15 protein-coding genes and 1 pseudogene are annotated in these 17,306 nt (G+C 69.8%); 7 read left to right on the top strand and 9 right to left on the bottom strand.

Annotated elements, in window-relative coordinates:
• Nucleotides 1-60: 60 nt before the first annotated feature.
• Together AAFN69_RS29740 and AAFN69_RS29735 are read right to left on the bottom strand one after the other, a co-directional pair.
• Nucleotides 61-861: a GNAT family N-acetyltransferase gene (locus AAFN69_RS29740; protein ID WP_347731970.1), complete on the bottom strand. Its 801-nt coding sequence runs from the start codon at nt 859-861 to the stop codon at nt 61-63.
• Nucleotides 858-1,412: pseudogene (locus tag AAFN69_RS29735) on the bottom strand (N-acetylmuramoyl-L-alanine amidase); the annotation flags it as partial. The gene AAFN69_RS29740 and the pseudogene AAFN69_RS29735, both read right to left, overlap by 4 nt.
• Nucleotides 1,413-2,317: 905 nt before the next feature.
• On the opposite strand from AAFN69_RS29735, the gene AAFN69_RS29730 reads away from it, so the two are divergent.
• The gene (locus AAFN69_RS29730; protein ID WP_347731969.1) at nt 2,318-2,449 is read left to right on the top strand and encodes a hypothetical protein; all 132 of its coding nucleotides are present in this window, start codon (nt 2,318-2,320) and stop codon (nt 2,447-2,449) included.
• A gap of 152 nt (nt 2,450-2,601) precedes the next feature.
• Here the strand turns inward: AAFN69_RS29730 and AAFN69_RS29725 are convergent, their stop codons facing one another.
• From AAFN69_RS29725 to AAFN69_RS29710, 4 genes are all read right to left on the bottom strand, one after another.
• Complete coding sequence (locus tag AAFN69_RS29725) at nt 2,602-3,162, bottom strand: hypothetical protein (protein WP_347731968.1); 561 nt, start codon at nt 3,160-3,162, stop codon at nt 2,602-2,604.
• A gap of 27 nt (nt 3,163-3,189) precedes the next feature.
• The gene (locus AAFN69_RS29720; RefSeq protein ID WP_347731967.1) at nt 3,190-3,717 is read right to left on the bottom strand and encodes a hypothetical protein; all 528 of its coding nucleotides are present in this window, start codon (nt 3,715-3,717) and stop codon (nt 3,190-3,192) included.
• A 478-nt stretch (nt 3,718-4,195) separates the two neighbouring features.
• The gene (locus AAFN69_RS29715; protein WP_347731966.1) at nt 4,196-4,807 is read right to left on the bottom strand and encodes a hypothetical protein; all 612 of its coding nucleotides are present in this window, start codon (nt 4,805-4,807) and stop codon (nt 4,196-4,198) included.
• Between the two features lie 580 nt (nt 4,808-5,387).
• On the bottom strand, nt 5,388-8,669 hold the full coding sequence (locus tag AAFN69_RS29710; protein WP_347731965.1) for a GDSL-type esterase/lipase family protein: 3,282 nt from the start codon (nt 8,667-8,669) through the stop codon (nt 5,388-5,390).
• Nucleotides 8,670-9,011: 342 nt separating this feature from the next.
• Here AAFN69_RS29710 and AAFN69_RS29705 point away from each other — a divergent pair, with 342 nt between their 5' ends.
• Complete coding sequence (locus AAFN69_RS29705; protein WP_347731964.1) at nt 9,012-11,384, top strand: helix-turn-helix domain-containing protein; 2,373 nt, start codon at nt 9,012-9,014, stop codon at nt 11,382-11,384.
• A 188-nt stretch (nt 11,385-11,572) separates the two neighbouring features.
• Here AAFN69_RS29705 and AAFN69_RS29700 read toward each other — a convergent pair whose 3' ends face one another.
• Nucleotides 11,573-12,148: a hypothetical protein gene (locus AAFN69_RS29700; RefSeq protein ID WP_347731963.1), complete on the bottom strand. Its 576-nt coding sequence runs from the start codon at nt 12,146-12,148 to the stop codon at nt 11,573-11,575.
• A 494-nt stretch (nt 12,149-12,642) separates the two neighbouring features.
• On the opposite strand from AAFN69_RS29700, the gene AAFN69_RS29695 reads away from it, so the two are divergent.
• From AAFN69_RS29695 to AAFN69_RS29675, 5 genes are all read left to right on the top strand, one after another.
• Entirely contained in the window at nt 12,643-13,368 is a 726-nt protein-coding gene (locus tag AAFN69_RS29695) for an HNH endonuclease family protein (RefSeq protein ID WP_347731962.1), read from the top strand.
• A 229-nt stretch (nt 13,369-13,597) separates the two neighbouring features.
• Nucleotides 13,598-13,873 (top strand): hypothetical protein, encoded by a 276-nt coding sequence (locus AAFN69_RS29690; protein ID WP_347731961.1) that lies wholly within the window; start codon nt 13,598-13,600, stop codon nt 13,871-13,873.
• A 26-nt stretch (nt 13,874-13,899) separates the two neighbouring features.
• Nucleotides 13,900-14,148, top strand: a complete 249-nt coding sequence (locus AAFN69_RS29685) for a hypothetical protein (protein ID WP_347731960.1) — start codon at nt 13,900-13,902, stop codon at nt 14,146-14,148.
• A gap of 38 nt (nt 14,149-14,186) precedes the next feature.
• A complete protein-coding gene (locus tag AAFN69_RS29680) occupies nt 14,187-14,558 on the top strand; it encodes a transglutaminase domain-containing protein (RefSeq protein ID WP_347731959.1) in 372 nt (123 codons plus the stop codon).
• Nucleotides 14,559-14,803: 245 nt separating this feature from the next.
• On the top strand, nt 14,804-15,223 hold the full coding sequence (locus tag AAFN69_RS29675; RefSeq protein WP_347731958.1) for a peptidase inhibitor: 420 nt from the start codon (nt 14,804-14,806) through the stop codon (nt 15,221-15,223).
• Nucleotides 15,224-16,142: 919 nt separating this feature from the next.
• Here AAFN69_RS29675 and AAFN69_RS29670 read toward each other — a convergent pair.
• Both AAFN69_RS29670 and AAFN69_RS29665 read right to left on the bottom strand, forming a co-directional pair.
• Complete coding sequence (locus AAFN69_RS29670; RefSeq protein ID WP_347731957.1) at nt 16,143-16,811, bottom strand: nucleotidyl transferase AbiEii/AbiGii toxin family protein; 669 nt, start codon at nt 16,809-16,811, stop codon at nt 16,143-16,145.
• Nucleotides 16,808-17,176 (bottom strand): hypothetical protein, encoded by a 369-nt coding sequence (locus tag AAFN69_RS29665; protein ID WP_347731956.1) that lies wholly within the window; start codon nt 17,174-17,176, stop codon nt 16,808-16,810. Before AAFN69_RS29665 ends, AAFN69_RS29670 begins: the two co-directional genes overlap by 4 nt.
• Nucleotides 17,177-17,306 lie beyond the last annotated feature (130 nt).

The following is a 17,306-nucleotide window of genomic DNA, read 5'->3' as shown; positions in this document are numbered from 1 at the left end:
AGGGGGCGTCGCCGCGGTGCGTGCCGTGCGGCACACGGAACGCCCGGGACGGTCGGCGGATCAGTCCCCGAGGGCGTAGAAGCGGATCGGCGAGTTGGGGGTGAGCCCGATCCGCCGGTACACCGGGGCGCCGGCGGCGGTCGCGTGCAGGACCGCCCGGGTCGATCCGGTCGCCCGGAACCCCTCGTGCAGGGCCCGGCGGGTGACCGCCTCGCCGTAGCCGCGGCGCTGCCACTGCGGGTCGGTGGCGACCAGCGCCACGAACAGCCGACCCTCCGCCTCCACCGCGGCGGCACAGGCCACCGGGACCCCCTCGCGCAGCGCCAGGTAGGAGTGGGCTGTGTCGGTCCACAGCACGGAGCCGAGGAGTCCCTCGTGGACGCTCTCGGCGGGGAGCCCGTAGGCACGGGCGTTGAGGTCCGCGTACGCCCGCAGGTGTTCCTTGGTGCGCACCCGGGCGAAGGTCAGGTCGTCGTGGATCGGCTCCGGCAGCGGCAGCACGTCACCGGCCATGCCCGCCCCGGAGAAGGCGTACCGCAGCCCCGCTCCCTCGGCCGCCGGCTCCAGCGCGGCGCGGGCCGCCTCGTCGAACATGTCCTCGAAGAGCCACAGGAAGCCCGGGCGTTCCTTGGCGCGCATGACCTCGGCGGCCTGTCCGAGCCGCCGTTCCAGGAGCGCCGCCCCGGTGCCGGGCCCGGTGAGGGCGACGCAGTTCCAGAAGGGGAACTGCGAGTCGGCCCAGCGCACCGCGAGGCCCGGCAGGTCGCGCACGTCCCCGCTCGCGTCCCGGTCGAGCACCACCCGACGCCAGACTGAAGCGAGCTGTTCCACCGATTCGACGGACTCCGCAGGAACGGTCACCGTGTACTTCTCCAAGTGTCGAGACGTGCGCCTGCTGCCGACCGGTCAACACCCCCGGTGCCCCGAAGGCCCGGGTCGGTGTCCAGGGCACCGGGCACCTCCACGTGCCCGGTGATGTGTTCGCGGTCCGGCGGATGTCGTACCGGACATAGATCCGCGCCGCCAGCCGGGCCGACGCGGCGTACATGGGGCCGGTGAACGACGAGGGCCGGTGCACCCACCCCTTGTACTCGATGCCCACACTGCGCTGGTTGTAGTCCCGGTTCCCCGCGGGTAGCCCACGTCCAGCTCCCGGATCATCTGTGTGACGTGCCCGTCCTTGCGGACGATGTAGTGCACGGCGGCCCCGTGCCCCGGGTCCTGAAACCGCCCGCACGGCACTGGCGAAGCCGCCCTGGTGACATGGATGACCCCCCGGTCGACCCGGTAGTCGCCGGGGCGGTCCGCCCCGGCGCCAGTTCGCCGAGGACGCCGCGACCCAGCGGGCCTCCGTGAAGTCGACCTCACCGGCCACCCGGGGCCGGGACACCCCCCGGGGCGCGCCACCACAGCCCCCTCCCGCCGTTCCGCCACTCGGCACCCATGGGATCGGGACGCCCGTCCGGAACGGTCGCGGAGTGACGCGGGAGTGTTCCCGGCTGATCCGGCGAGTGAGTCGAGGCAGAATGATTCCCCGCACCGGTGCCGCGCCCGCCCCGGCCATGGACGATGCCGACCGGAAGCCACCGCTGGCCCTGTCGGAAGGCCGCGGCCCGGCAACACCAGGGCCGGTGACCATCCCGATGCCGATACCTCCTGTGGTGCCGCCCGGCCGTATGAACCGGACCCGGCAGCCCGACCTCGAACTCCCCGGCACCATGCGTCTGCGCCCCTGGGCGGAGGCGGATAGCCGGCCCGGCGCCCGGCCCGCTTCCCGGTGCACGAGTCGAGCCAGTTCTTCCATGCCTTGTCGGCGTCGATGAGCGCCGACTGGAAGGCATAGGTGGAGACCTCCGCCCACCACGGGCAGGGCCGGGCCGGACCGATGCTCCCCGCCGGCCAGTCCGGGCAACTGCGGCCCGGTTTGATTCGGTTGAGATGCTTCTGGATCTCCGCTTTCCTCGGCACCCGCACCGTGACCCGCTTGCGCGCCTCGGCCTCGGTGAGACCGGTGTCGACCAGGGCCTGCACCTCGCCCCGCCACTGCCGGTGCGCGGCGACCTGCACCCCCAGGGCGTGATTGAACGCCCACCGCGCCGCCCCGGCGTGACGGGCCAGACCCTCCGCCTGGGCGGGGGTGGGATCCAGCGTCAAACGGAACGCACGGAGCACTTCCCTGCGCACGAAGACCACCACCCCTTCGGACGAGCCCCTGCACGGCCTGCCCCGCCGCCCGGGCGCCGTCCGGATCCGCTGCCGGAACGCAGAGCGGACGTCCTGCGGCCTCGTATCCCCGCATCGACCTGACCCCTCAACGGTGGGCGGCCGAAGGGGGAGGACGCTGCGCCATGGGCGGGAAAACGTCCTGGCCACGCTCGTCGACGGCCAGAAGGTGCGGATCCCGGCGACGGTCGGCGAGCTGGCGCTTCGGCCGCTGGGCCGGGGCTGAAACCATCCTGCTGCTGTGGTGCGAGATGCGCGTCCAGAATGGCTCGGGTCGCGGCAGGGGCAAGATCGGCCGCGATGGGCCAGCCCGCCTGGATCAGTGAGATGGCGACCTGGAGATTGACGAATCGCTGGGAGACGACCTCTGCGGGCTCGTCACCGTCCAGGAGGTCCAGGAGGACGGTCTGCAAGTCCGTCTTCGGCAGTGCGTGGTCCGTGATCGTCGAACATGGAGTTGCGCGGCCGGCATTTCGCGCTGGAGGGCGGGAGGACGGCGGGCGGCCTGGCCGGGGGCATGGGTTCGTTCGGGGCGTCGGTCATGTCTTCCCTGCGCAGGATGATGTCGTCGAGCAATTCCTCGTCAAGGATCTCTCTGCCGCTGTCCATCGCTTCCCGGGTGCCGTCCTCGATGAGCCGTCCGAGCAGTCCGACGACGCCGCCGGTGCGGCGTATCAGGTACCCGGGCATGGTGCCGTCGGTGAGCATGCCCCTTCTCGTGTTCAGCAGCCGCAGATGCTGCTCGACCCCGTCCAGGTGGTTGACGAAGGCTTGGATCTGCTTCGGGGTGGTGTAGCGGAAGCGGTCGAGTTCGATCAGCTTGAAGCGGTGCTCTGTCTGTGTGATCTCCAGGCCGTGGATGCGGGTCCTCCGCGCACCGTCGGTGTGCGCGGAGGCCGGGCGGTCACCCCAGGCTTCCGGTCCCGGGTTCGTGCCCATCACCTGCCGCCGGGCAGAGGCCTGCCGCTACACGTTGATGGCGCGGAACATCTGGGCGAAGTTCCCCAGGTCAGGGTTGACCATGACCAGTTCGCCCTTGTTGTTGCATATGCACTGGATGGCTTTCCGGGTGGAGTAGTTGACCAGATTGACGTACTGGGTGGTGTCGTAGTCCACCCACCACTGCTCGTCCTTCGCCGCGTTGCATTCGACGGTATGGGGCTTGGCCTGCCCCCAACTGTGCGTGTAGGCGAGACAGCGCCCGGTCTCCGTGCTCTGGAGCTGCCAGCCTCGTGAACCGCTGTACACGATCCACTTCTGGTACGGATTGCTGTCACCGCAATCATGGGTGTACGCGTCGCCCCACATGTCCGAGTCGAGACACTCGTTGTACGCGTACATCTGGAACCGTATGGTCACGGGGTTCGCGGAGGCCGGGGACGGCGCCAGGACGATGGTCGCGCAGAGGGCGACCACGACAGCACCGAGCCGGGCTCCGAGACGCGTCAATCTTCTTCGCGTCGGCGCGGGACGGTGGACGGAAGGCTCGGACATGTGGGGGCTCCTTCTGGCTGGCGGGGGTACGGGCGGCATGATTGCCGCGCACCTCGTTCAACGGTTGACATGGCTGCGACACCGCTTGGGTGACCGGCGTACCGCGACGGTCCGGGACGTGTTCGTCGTCTACTACGTCGCCGAGGCCGCACTCACCGTCACCGCGGTCTGGCTCGTCCCACCGCCCTGACCGCCGGCCTGCCAGGACATGGCATGGAGAAGGGGGCGGGCGCCGGGAATCAGGGACATGGAGGAAGCACGGGTGAGTGACACACCAGGCAAGCAGGCCGTGGTTCACGGCCCACGGGAATCCATAGCGCTACCGGGGGCGGAATCGGTCGATCGGGCCTGCCGGGCTGCAACCGAGGGGGTGCCTGCCCCGCCCCGTCCTTTCCCTCCTGCCCGGCTGGAGCTGGCCCCGGACCGGCGCCACCGCGCCGCGCCGGGCCGGGGTGTGCACGTGGTGCAGAGGCGAGTCCTAGAGCGAGTGCACATTGAAGGAACTGGCATGGTCGTTCATGAGGCCGAGCCAGGAGGTGGAGGCGGTGTAGGACCGGGCCTCGCCCTGGTGGCTGGCGTGCTGATAGAGAGTGACCTTGCAGCCCGGTATGACCACCACGGAGCTGACGATGTCGTTGAAGTCGTGCAGCTCGTAACCAGCAAGCAACCACTTGTCTTTGCCGGCATTGCAATTCAGATAGCTCTGGAGGACGAGGGTCCGGCCCCTGTAGCCCCCGTGTTCGTAGAGGACACCCTGGACGTACTGGGGGTCCGCGATGCGCGCGTCCGGCGCCCCGCCGCCGTTGGCGGGGGCGTTCAGGCGGGTAAGGAAGTCCTTGTCCCCGGCGGCCCGGCGTGCGGTTGGGGCGTCGGCGACCCGTCCACCGGTCGCCGCCTTGATGGCCTCCCGGAACGACGGATAGCAGGCGGCCGTCCCGGTGCCGAGGTTGGCGACGCAGTTGTCCCCGCCGCCCGCCGCCCCGGTCGGGGCCGGTGCGGCGGACGCCTGGGCGGGTGCCATCAGGACCGCCACACACGCCGCGGCCACCAGCCCGGCCGCGCCCGTCTTTACTCTCGTTCGCACACTCATGTTCTCTCCTCGTCTCCGGCAGCGCCGTATGGCGCCGGCCCCCTCTTTTTGCCGGAGTCGGCTCGTGCGTCCGGCCGGGGGTGCCTGGACCGAGTCGATCACCGGCGCCAGCGTGATGACCAGGCAGAACAACCCGCAAAAGTAGGGGTGCGTGATACTTCTGCCAGACCAGTCACCCCTCCGGTACGGGGGCACACATCAGGGGGCCTGTACGTGAAACGCCCGATACCCGGGGAGTTCGGACGGCGGCTGCGGGAGCTGCGCCTGCGCGCGGGGCTCAGTCAGGAGCAGCTCGCCGAAGCGGCGGGGGTGAGTGTGCGGGCGCCGGCCGACAAGGCGGTGTCCTGTTCGGACCGCTGCCTGGTGCGTGCCTGTCGCCGGCGGTGGGCACGCCGGCCAGGCCCGCGAGCAGCGCATGGTGGCGCTGTTCTTCTTCGCCCTTCCCGGGTTGTGATCAGGGCATGGTGGGCGGGTTCTACGCTGCTCAGCGGGTGTCCGGTGAACAGCGTGACGGGCCCCGGCATGTGCCGGGGCCCGTCAGGGATGGATGACCGGGCTTGCAGGGCCCTGGGCGAACAGGTCAGATACGGACGCGGTTGGCGGGGCTGCCGGTGCCGGTGGCGATGATGCCCCGGCTGGTCCACCGCACGGAGCCCTCGGGGCCGGGGGTGTTCTCGTAGGCGGTCAAGGCCCCGTTGGGGGCGAGGATGAGGTAGTCGGCCCGGTTGTCGCCGGTGATGTCGGCGAAGCGGACCTGTTCACCGGTCCACTGGGTGGAGCCGGTGGCGATGTGGCCGTGGTACACCCACGTGACCGTACTGGTGGTGGTGTTGAGGTATGCCTGGGTCGCGCCGTTGTCGTCGACGATGAGGTAGTCGGCCTTCGGGTCGCCGCCGATGTCGGCGAAGCGGACGTCCTCGGCGGTCCAGCGCGGGGATCCGGTGGCCACGCTGCCCTGGTCGTTCCATTTCACCGTACCGTCGGCGGCGGTGGTGTGGATGAAGGCGCGTACCGCGCCCCGGTCGGAGACGATGAGGTAGTCGGCCTTCGTGTCGCCGCCGATGTCGGCGAAGCGGACCTGGGTACTGTTCCAGGCGGTGGAGCCGGAGGCGACCGTGCCGATGTCCCGCCAGCCGCCCCGGCCGTCGCCACCCTCGTTGATGAAGGCACGCACGGCCCCGTTGGGGGCGAGGATGAGGTAGTCGGCCCGGTTGTCACCGCCGATGTCGGCGAAGCGGACCTGCTCCCCGGTCCACTGGGTGGAGCCGGAGGCGATGACGCCCTGATCGGCCCACTTGACCGTACCGTCGGCGGTGGCGGAACTGGTCCAGGCGCGGGTGGCCCCGTTGTCCTGGACAGCGAGATAGTCGGAGCGGCCGTCGCCGTTGATGTCGACACGGTAGTCGCCGGCAGCTGCAGGAGTGCCCGTGCCGGGCGGGGCGGGCTTGACGGTGACGTCTTCGTCGATCCACTTCTTGCGGGCCGCCTCGACGATCCCGCCGTGGAATGCCCCGGCCATCTTCCGGTAGCCGCGGTCGTTGGGGTGGAGGTTGTCGTCGAGGTCCGCCACTGTCAGGCTGCCCATGCTCACCTGGGTGATGCGGTAGCCGCGCTGGGCACGGTCGGCGACGATGCCGGGAATGGCCCGGTTATAGGCGTCCACCCTCGCCTGCACTGTGCGGTCGGCCGCCGGGACCAGCGAGGCGACCACGATCGCGGTGCTCGGTGAGGAGGTGTGGATCTGGTCGATCAGCCCGGCCAGCCGCTGCGGCGCGGTGTCCGCCTGGTGGTTGCGGTTCATGTCGTTGGTGCCGATGTGCAGCAGCACCAGGTTCGGCTTCGCCTCGGCCATCCAGCGCTCGATGTTCGCGGAGATCTGGTCGATACGCCACCCGGAGTGCCCCTCGTGCCGGGTGCCGTCCGCGTCCCGCATCGACCCCACGAACTGCACACTGGGTGAGTCCTTGGCCAGCATCTGAGCGAGCGCAGGTCGGTATCCGGTACGTCCATCACTTCCCACGCCGAGGGTGATGGAGTCGCCCAGAGGCATCACCGCCAGCTTCACAGACTGCCCCGGAGGCACTCCCGGCACCGAGGGAACGTCCCCTCCGACGGGAATCTGGTCATACCGGTCGGAGATTTCGTCGAGAACCATGAGCGGACTGCCCGCAGCCGACTCCCCGCGACGGCTTCCCAGAGCCGCGCCGGTGAAAGCATTCAGGATCTGGCCTCCCACGACCTGCCACGACATATCTTGTATCTGCTCTGGAGTGCTCTCGGCGGTCGGGCAGGCGGCGACGAGAGCAAACGCCACCACTTTCGCCCACTGGCGCAGGCACTTGCCCGTCATCCGGTTGACCAGATACATAGCGCCTGCATACTTCGCCGTGCGGAGTACCCACTGCCCCGTGAAGCCACCCACGTCGCCGGGCGGGATCCCCGTGACCACGTACTCGTTTGAAACCTCCGCTACGGGCAGACCAGTAGCGTTGTTCTGGAGGGACAATGCCTGGTCAGCACTCGCACGGAACCCAGCCGTGCTCAAGTGGTCGAGGTCGACGGTGCGGATCGACCAGTGTGTGGCGCCTTCGGGCACCACACCGGGCTCATGGGCCCACAGACGGTGATCCGCTCCCGACATGGCAAGGAGCCTGCCCTCGAAATTGCGGATCGTATCGCCGTCCCTGCGCCACAGGAAGGAGTCAGGCATGAGCTCAGGAGCCGGCACGACCAGACTCCCCACCGTGCCGAGGTGTCCCGACGCCACTCCCAGTCCGGTGGCGTAGTTCACCATGGTGAACCAGTCGTGGCCCCCTTCGGTCGTGAAGAAGTTCAGGGAGTACAGCTGGGAGTGATCAAATCTGAAATGCTCCCCGCGCGGGGTCAGCCGCTCCCCGCGTCCGGTGATGGCGAGATCGGTATGCCGATTGTGAAGGGCGACGAATTCGGGCAGCGCCGCGCTGCCTCTGGCACTGCCGAACAGTACCGCCCGGTGATCACTTCCCGACCCCAGAGTCCCGGTCCTCTGCCAAGCGGGCTGAGATGTGGACGCGATCATGTAATCGAGGGTTCCCCCTCCATTCTGCGTCGGCCCCGACGGGGCATAGACCCTGGCGCCCAGCCGGGCGACCGCCTGCTGACCTTCAGTCGTGGGTGTCCCGCCGCCGGCATGAATGTAGTAGGACGGGTCCCGATTGAAGTCGCCCACTACAGCCCAGTTCCAACGCCCCCCGGCAGGCCGCGGGAGCCCGTCGACCGCGTCGTGGACCGCCTGGACCATCAGGTCGCCCCTGTTCGTAGTCACCGCATTCGCGTGATACGTGGCGTACGCCATGTGGTGGTCGCGGTCCAGGAGGACGAGGGAGTCACGAGAGCTTCCGGTCGCGGAGACGCTCAGGGCATTCCAGGCCCGGGTATGGGTGACCATTCCCACCGGGAGGCCACTGTGCCCGCGCATCCGCAACAGATAGAGATAGACGAACTGATCCTGTCCGTGCCGGCCCAGGTTCCACCGGTACTCCGTGACCAGAGGGGGAAGAGCGGGGAGGAGCTGGCCCGCCCCCCGCTGGTGGTTCGTATAGTTCTCAACGATGCCAGAAGCGCGATCCGGTGGCGCCGGAATGTACGCATCGCCCGGTCCGTTCGGCATGGTGAACGGCACCTCCTGCAGCGCCACCACATGATGCCCTCGAACCAGGTTCTCCACCCGGCCCGACCAGACCATGGACGACCTCTGCATGTTCTGGGTTGCTATCCATGTATTCGGCACATCCGGCAGTGCCACCGCGGTGGTGGCGGCGAAGACCGTGATCAGGCCCGCCAACAGGGCCAGTACCGAGCCCAGAGCGGACAGCCGCAGCACACCCGGCCGAAACCCTGGCCCGGCCCGGCCGTCCGCCGGTGGCCGCCTCCGCCGGAGGCAAAAGCTCCGCCAAGTGCCGGCAGGCAGCCAGCCCCAGGGCAGTGGAGGTCTGGATCTTGCGTCAGAAGGCACGGAAGCACCCTTTCGTCCGGCCCCCAACGCAAGCGAGCAAGCCCCATCGAGGCGGGTCATCCGGTCAGGGGCGCATCATTCCGCGCCGAGTCCACCAGCGGAACCACAGCCGTCACCAGGCAGAACGACCCGCAAAAGTAGGGGCTGCGCTACTTTTGCGGGAAGATCAACCACCCGTTGTCGTATGCGGGTTGACCAGGGAGTAGCCCCATGACCGGAATGCCCGGTGGTTTCGGACAGCGGTTGAGGGCTTTGCGGCTGGGTGCGGGGCTGAGCCAGGAGGAGCTCGCCGAGGCGGCGGGGGTGAGCGTGCGGGCGCTGGCCTATATGGAACGAGGCCACACCACGGGGCCGCAGCGCCGCACCGTTCAGGCCCTGGCCCGTGCGCTGGGCCTGGACCCGGACGAGTCCCACTCCCTCGAAGCGGCGGCCGCTCCTGGCCGGGGCCGCCCCCGGCTGCCCACCGGCACGGCCCCGGGCTCGGCTCCGGCAGCCGCCACCGACCCAGTTGCGGCCGCGAACGCGGGTTCGGTTGTGCCGGGGATTCTCGCGCTGCCACAGGCCGTCGGCGACTTCACCGCCCGCGGCGACGCCCTCGCCACCCTCAGCACCCTGGCCGACACCCCGCCTCCGACCACCTGTCCGCCCGTGGTGGTGGTGACAGGCCAGCCCGGCCTGGGCAAGACGGCGTTCGCCGTCCGGGCGGCCCACCACCTCGCACCCCGTTTCCCCGACGGGCGCCTGTATCTTGACCTGCGCGCCATGGACCCCGAACCCGTCCCGCCCCGGGAAGCCCTGGCCCGGCTCCTGGCCGTTCTCGGCGTCGCCGGACAGGCCCTGCCCCAAACCGTGGAGGACCGGGCCGGCCTGTTCCGCTCCCTCACCGCCAGCCGCCGTCTGCTCCTGGTCCTCGACAACGCCGCCGACGAAACCCGGATACGCCCCCTCCTCCCCACCACCGGCACCACACTCACGATCGTCACCAGCCGCAACAGCCTCGCCGGCCTCGAAGCCGTCCACCGCGTCGAACTGCCGCTCCTGCGGCGTGAGGAGGCGGTCGAACTCCTCACCCGCGTCATCGGCCCCGACCGGGTGACCCAAGAGCCGCAGGCCGCCCGCGACCTGGCCGACCAATGCGCAGGACTGCCGCTCGCCCTGCGGATCGCCGGACAGCGCCTCGCCGCCCGCCCGCAGGAGACCCTGGCCAAACTCGCCGCCCTCCTCGGCCGGGAGGAACGCCGCCTCGATCTCCTCCAGGCCGGCGACCTCAAAGTCCGCGCCGCGTTCGCCCTCTCCCACCAACAGCTCGATGACACCTCCCGGCGGCTCCTGCGCCGCTGTGCCCTCGCCGCAGGCCCCGACTTCAGCCCCGAGACCGCCGCCCTCCTCACCGGCATTCCGCTCCGCGACACTCAACTGGGGCTGGAGGAACTCTGCGACCGCGGGCTCCTCCAGCCCCATCCCACCACCGAGCGCTACCGCTTCCACGACCTCCTCCGCCTCTTCGCCGCCGAACAGCTGACCGCCGACGACACCCCGGCCACCCAAACCGCCGCCCTGGACCGCACCACCGATTGGATGCTCGCCCGCGCCCGCGCGGCCGCCCTCCACTTCGACGCCGAACACCACACCACCCCCACCGGCGACCCCGACCCCCCAACCGCACCCACAGGGCGCGACGAGGCACGCTCCTGGCTGGAGGCCGAACGCGACCAGTGGCTCGCCGCCCTCCACCATGCCCACCACGCCGACACCGCCGGATGGCACCGCCAAGTCGTCGACACCGCCGAGGCGATGCACTGGTTCTCCGACCTCACCCAGCACTGGCCACAGTGGACCGACGTCTTCCAGCACTCCGCCCACTCGGCCCGCGCCCTGGGCAGCCCGCGTGAGGAGGCGACCCATCTCAACTACCTCGCCTGGGCCCACAGCATCTGCGCCCACAACCCCACCGCCGCCCTCGAAACCGCCAACCGCGCACTCACCACCGCACAAGCCTGCGGCGACCGCCTCCAAACGGGCTGGGCCCTCGGATACGGAGCCGGCGCCTTGCGCCGCCTCGGCCGCACCGACGAAGCCATCACCCGCCTCCGCGCCTCGGCCGCCTGCCACCACGACAACCCCACCACCCAGGGCCGACTCGCCGAAGTCACCACCCTCAACACCCTCGGCGAAACCCTCCGCCAACACGGCCACGCCGACGAAGCACTCCAACACCACCTCCACTCCCTGGAAATCTGCCGAAGAGGGATCCCCGGGCTCTCAACCCACCTGCTCGCCGTCTACCGGGCCCTCACCCTGCGGCAACTCGGAAGCGACTACGCGGCCCTCGGCCGCTGGCAGGAAGCCGAAACCCCCCTGCGCCAAGCCCTCACCGCCTTCGACCAGGCCGACTCACCCGCACGCAGCGGACCCGTCCAGCTCGAACTCGGCCGCACCCTGCGCCACCTCAACCGCCCCGACGAAGCCCGCACCACCCTCACCACCGCCCTCCACACCCTCACCACCCACCACCACCCCCTCCAAACCGAAGCCGCCACCGAACTCCACAGCCTCACCCCAGGGCAGGTACACACAGAGTGACGCGGGTAGCCACCTCCAAGGCCGCGCTGGCCAAGCACTACTGGACACCGGACCGGCGGGCGGACGCCGTACCCGTGGTGGACGCCGGGGCCGCGCGGAACGCACCGGCGGTGCCCCTTCCCCCGCGCGACGCGCACGGTTCCTCCCGCCGGCCGGGAGGAACCATGGACAGGGCGGGCGCGCAGGCCTCAGGCGAGAAGGAACTCCTCCCATGTGTCGATGGTGCTTGAGCGTGCCTGGAGCACCCCGTACCAGCCCGCGTAGCCGTTGAGTTCGGCGGCGAGGTACAGGCCGTTCGCTTGCGACTGAAGCGCGTAGCGGCCGGACCCCGGGTTGTACAGCAGGGTGAACCGCTCCCATGCGTCGACGGTGGCCGAACGCGCCCGGATCACTCCGTAGTACATGTCCGGCCAACGGAGTTCGGCCGCCGCGTACAGGAGGCTCAGCCGGGATCTGATCGCGAAGGAGGCGGTGCTCGCGTCCCACACCAGATCGAACTGCTCCCACAGGTCGGCGGTGGTGGAACGTGCCCGGACCCATCCGTACTGGTCACCGTTCCAGTTCTGCTCGGCGGTCACGTACCGGTTGTTCGCGGCGGAACGGATCGTGTGGAACCCCGCGACCGATCCGTCGGAGCCGTCGACGACGGTCCACCCGGCCGGGGCGGCCGCCGCGGCGGGCCGGGCGCCGGACGGCGGAGCGGTCACCAGGCTGATGCCCAGCAGGGACAGCAGCAGAGTCAGGGTCATCAGAGAACGTTTCACGGCATTCCTTCCGGTCGGAGGATCGCGGGCGAGCGGGACGGCCCTCCGCGCGAGCCGCGCGCTTGAGGATCCCGGCGCGGCCATCCCACCTCACCGCGCTGGAGCGCCGGACGTCGGCCGCTGGGGCCTCGGCCCCGCGGTGCGTGCTCCGGACAGCCGTCGACCGGAACGCACCGCATCGCGCGGCCCGGGACCCCCGCCCCCGGGCCGCACGATCCGGCGTCACCCCGCCATGGGCGGCGGGGGAGCACCGGGAGATCCCCTCGCGGCGTGCCGCTGGAGAACGACGCATAGTCGAAGCCCGCCCTGCCGCATGAGAACACCGCAGCCGCGCACGCGATGTGTTCGGCCGGCCCCGGGGGCGCCGCCGTTCTCCGGCAAGTCCGAGCCGTACTGGACCGGACTACAACGAGAACAGATGACCTCCTGTCACCACCGTCCACTCGCCTGGGAGTATGAGGCTCAATCGCTGTCTCACTCTTCGGAGCACGACCATGATTCGCCGCTGCCTCATGCCGATTGCCGCCGCGCTCCTTGTGTTCCCGATGGCCGGCTGCACCGCGCCACCCGCCGAAGACGACACGAAGCCCGCCACGCCGGGCTCCAGCGCGCCTCCCACGCCGTCCGGCGTGGCCGGCGGACCCGCACAGGGAGGCCTCTCGCTCGCGGCCGCCGTCGCGAGGATCCAGAACGGGGCGGAGAAGCGGGACGGGTACGAGCGCGACAGCTTCAAACACTGGGTCGACGACGACGGCGACGGATGCCACACCCGGGCCGAAGTCCTCATCACGGAGGCCACGACGAAACCCGGGCAGGGCGAGCGATGCGCCCTGAGCGGCGGCGTGTGGAGGTCGTACTACGACAACATCGAGGTCACCGACGCGCGCACGCTGGACATCGACCACATGGTCCCGCTCGCCGAGGCATGGGACAGCGGAGCACACGACTGGACGCCCGAGCGCCGCCAGGCCTACGCCAACGACCTCGGCGCCGAGCCGTCACTCGTCGCCGTCACCGCGAAATCAAACCGCTCCAAATCCGACAAAGACCCGGCCCAATGGCTCCCGCCGGCCGGAGCGGCTCACTGCAGATACGCCGCAGACTGGACCGCAACCAAACTGCGGTGGAAGCTGACCGCCGACGAGAAGGAACGCGCCGCACTGCTGAAACTCGCCAACACCTGCCCCGACACAGCCGTGGAATACGAAACCGCTCCGTGACCGCCGAGCCGGCGAGACCGGCCATGGTGTCACCAGGCCACAGGAAACTGCGTCTGACAGCTTTCATGACGAGACAAGTGACGGCAGCACGTGGAAACGGTCGCTGCCCTCAGCGGCCGGCGACTCCGCAGGTCACGTCTGCCGCTGGCCAGTACAAGGACCGTGGCCGGGTCAGATACCCGTCACCGATTCACACAGCTCCAGGTGAAGCAGAGAGGGTGAGCTCGGTATGCCACTCGCCGAGCCGACGTGGCGGGCCCACGTCGGGGGACGGCTGGTGGAGATCCCCGCGACGACAGACGCGGTCCGCGAAGCCCTCGCCGACGATCCGGAGCGCCTGGCGGAGTTCGAGGCGCAGCTCGGAAGCACTCCGGCTCTGGAGCGTGCGGCGCTGGTGGCGGCGTACGCGCTGCCGCGGCAGGCGTGGGACGAGATCGACGCGTCCATCGAGCGGGTGACTTCTCTGGCGCACCCCGCTGGACGACCTGGACAGCACGGCTGGTGACGCCGGTGCGTCCGGGCCGGGGCGACGTGAGCCGCTACAGGATTCAGTACTCCGATCAGGCCCTGGCCCAGCGGCGGTCCATGGACTCCCCGGTCCGCGCCGCGGTCGATGACGGGATGCGCCGGCTCTCCACCGACCCGTACGGGCAGGGATCCATCCCCGCACCGCGCGGCCAGGGCAAGGACCGCCGGATGCTCACCCAGCCGAAAGCCATCGTCATCCACTGGATCCACGCCGACGTCCTGGTCATCACCGCCGTCGACATCATCCACTGAACACCGCAGCGGACGCGCCGGTCCGGCTGTTCGAGCGGATGCGGGCGATTCCGCACGCGACCGACGGCGCGCACACGGCCGCTGAACTGCTGACGGTCGGCCGCGGCGACTGTCTCGGGAAGGCCGGCGCCCTCGATGCGGAGTTCCGGTCGCTGGGGTACCCGGTAAGGAAGGTCCGGTCGCTCTGCTGTCTGCCCGGCCGGCCGGTGGAAGTCGCCTTGCTGCGCTCCCGCGAGGATGTTCACACCGCCGTCGAGGGCAGGATCGGCGGCCGCTGGACACTGGCCGACGCCACCCACGACCCGCGGGCCGTGACCGTCCTCCTCGGCCTGGTCGACGAGTGCGCGTCCGCCGATGCTCTCGATGCGGCGGGCGACCGCCGCGCACCCCGCACACCGACCGGTGACTGACCCGGCGGGCGCGCTCCAGCCACGTCGAGGCCGGGACCGCCCCCGGGCACGGCGAAGTGCCCCTCCCGTGCCGCAGCGCGAGAGGAGGTGGCGTCGGAAGAGTGTGCGTAGGGCATCTGTTCTGACGGTCTGTCTGCGAGTAGGTTCTGGTGCTGATCAGGCAGATTGGCCGGATTCGGATGCGGAGTCCGAGTCTTGGCGGGTCGTCCGTGCGTGCCGTGTCGTGCCTGTACCGGGAGGTAGCCGTGAACCTGCGCCGCAAGATCGCTGTACTCGTCTCAACGCTGGCCCTGTCCGTCAGCGGTGGTGTCCTCGCCGCCCCACCCGCCGCAGCCGACGAACCATGCGCGTCCACCAAGCTGTGCCTTTACCGGAGCACCCTCTTCCGGACGATGGAGCTCTCGACCGGCAGCGTCAGCAACTGCTGGTGGTTGGAAGACTACAACTTGGGCGACTCGTGGTCCGGGATCAAGTCCTACCGGAACAACCTGGGGGTCAAGGCCACTATTTGGTATTACGACTTCGGCAGCACCCGCTGGGAGCCTTCAGCGCGGGCGACCATCGGCGTGGGGGGCTTCTCCAGCGACACCACTTATGGCAACCACGCATTCGCCGAAGCCGAGGCGGTCTGCACCGGAAGTGCAACCCCCCAGGTTTATTTGTGACCGCTGATCACTACTGATCCTTTCGAAGGTTCGGTGGGTGTGGAGGGGTGGATGGTCAGGCCGGTGTGGGCGGGGAATGACCATGGCAGTCGGGGGTTGGCGTTGACGCGGTGGATGCCTTGCTCGGTGGCGTCGGCGAGGTGGTCCCCGGCGGGGGTGGCCGGCGAGGTAGCTGCGGCGGCGTCTGGCCGGCCCGGCGCGGCAGGCGCGATCCACTACGCGGTCGCGGCCGAACTGTGGCTGCGCCAAGTCGCCAACAACCCCGCCAACTGTCCGTCTTCGGCGGAAGGGGATGGCCGTGCGGCTGCGTAGAGGCGTGCATCCGGTCCTGACCGAGCCGGCCGCGCAGAGGCAGCTCCCCTGCCGAGGAGACCGAGGAGCGCATGGTACGAACACCGATCCCACCGCTCAGCGATGGCCTCGCGTGTACGGACTCCGCGGTGAACACCCGAGGACTGGTCCGATCCAGCAGCGCAGCGGTACCTCGGACACGCACAGGTCGGGAGTGTCCACTTGGGGCGTACGTGTGGGGCTAGTTTTCGGGAAGGGATCCAGATGCCTGCCCCAACGGCCGGCCATCGCTGTCTTGATCATGCGGTGCTGCGTAGCCGGCACGCCGCCCAGGCTCAAGAGGACACGCGGCACCAAGATGCCTGCTGGTGCGATTCGATCCGGTCTACGGGGCCGCGCGCTGGTCAGCGGCGTGAGTGGGCACTCAGCGGACCTTGCTGCGGTGGTAGGCGACCATCTCAATCTCGTGCCCGGGTCACAGAAGTCCAGCCTGTGGGTCACCTGCCGCACAGAGGGCCCCAGACTGTGGCAGCCCCACGTCGACGTCCCGCCACTGCCGGGTCGCACTGGTGGAACCGAACGCTCTTGACTCGACCGCTCCCTCCAATGCTTTGCGAGGGTTGGAATCTCACTCGTCGGAGTGGTCGTCGTGGTGGAGTCGGGTGTCGAGGTCGGTGGCCCAGGCCAGCGCCCATGTACGGAGACCGTCCGTCTGTTCGGGGGTGAGACCGTAGTCGGCATAGTCCTGGTCGTCCCACCATTCGGCTCCCGCGAGGCGGTCACGCAGGTCGTGGAGGCTGAACTCGAAGCGGGCGTGGCGCCGGCCGAGATTCTCCAGCTCCGCGGTGGAGCGGTGCCGCATCGCGGCGTGGACGTCGATGAGGTCGCGGACCGCGCCGCGGTCCGCGAGCGCGCGGACCTTGGTGCCGATCACGTCGTCGAGGGCGAGGACGGGGCCGTGTTCTGTGACCGTCGGTGGTGCCCAGAAGGCTTCCTTGAGGACGTCGACCTCGCACTCCTCGCCCGTGGCAGGGTCGGTGGCGATGAGCCGGCCCGACAGTGGGCTGGACTCGATGTGCCGGACGCCCCAGCCGCGCTGGGCCAGACCGTCGCCGACCGTGCGGATGATCTCGTCGATCGGGGCCGGGTTCTCGGTGGCGACGTCCAGGTCCTGCGAGAGCCGGTCGACCAGGCCGTGTGCCTGGACGGCGTACCCGCCGGTGATCACGAGCGGGTAGGGCGCGCCGATGGCGAGGACGTCGGCCAGGAGCCGGCGGTGGAGTTCTGTCAGGTTCACGCGGCGGTGGTGGCCGTCGCGGCGGTGAGCTCGGGGAAGGCGGCTTCCCAGACGTGCCTGATCGGGCGGCTGATCAGGGTGCGCAGCACAGGCCACTGCGCGATGAGCAGATCCCGGTTCAGGAACTCGATCAGGTCCTGGCGCTGTCCTTCGGCCAGGACGGTGCGGTACAGGCCCATCCGGGAGCGCGGCTGTTCCAGCCCGTAGGAGCGGCGGCCCGACCAGACCACGTGCAGCGGCAGGTCGACCGTTCCGTGACTGGGACCGGCCAGGTCTTTCAGAGACGCCGGCATTCGCTGTGCGTACTGCGCACACAAGAGCTCGAACGCGTCCGGTACGGGAAACGAGAGGGGCTGCACGGTCATGCCCCCAGTATCGCCCGGCAGGCCGGTCGGGCGATACGCCATCCCGAGTTCGGGAAGGTGACCTCTACCGCGTACTGGCTGCGGAGAGCAGAGTGAAGCTCGTGGGTCCCGCGAGATGGCCATACTCTGG

Origin of the sequence: Streptomyces sp. CAU 1734, from assembly GCF_039888735.1 — a bacterium.
Classification (GTDB): domain Bacteria; phylum Actinomycetota; class Actinomycetes; order Streptomycetales; family Streptomycetaceae; genus Streptomyces.
This window is presented reverse-complemented; position numbering and strand designations above follow the sequence as displayed.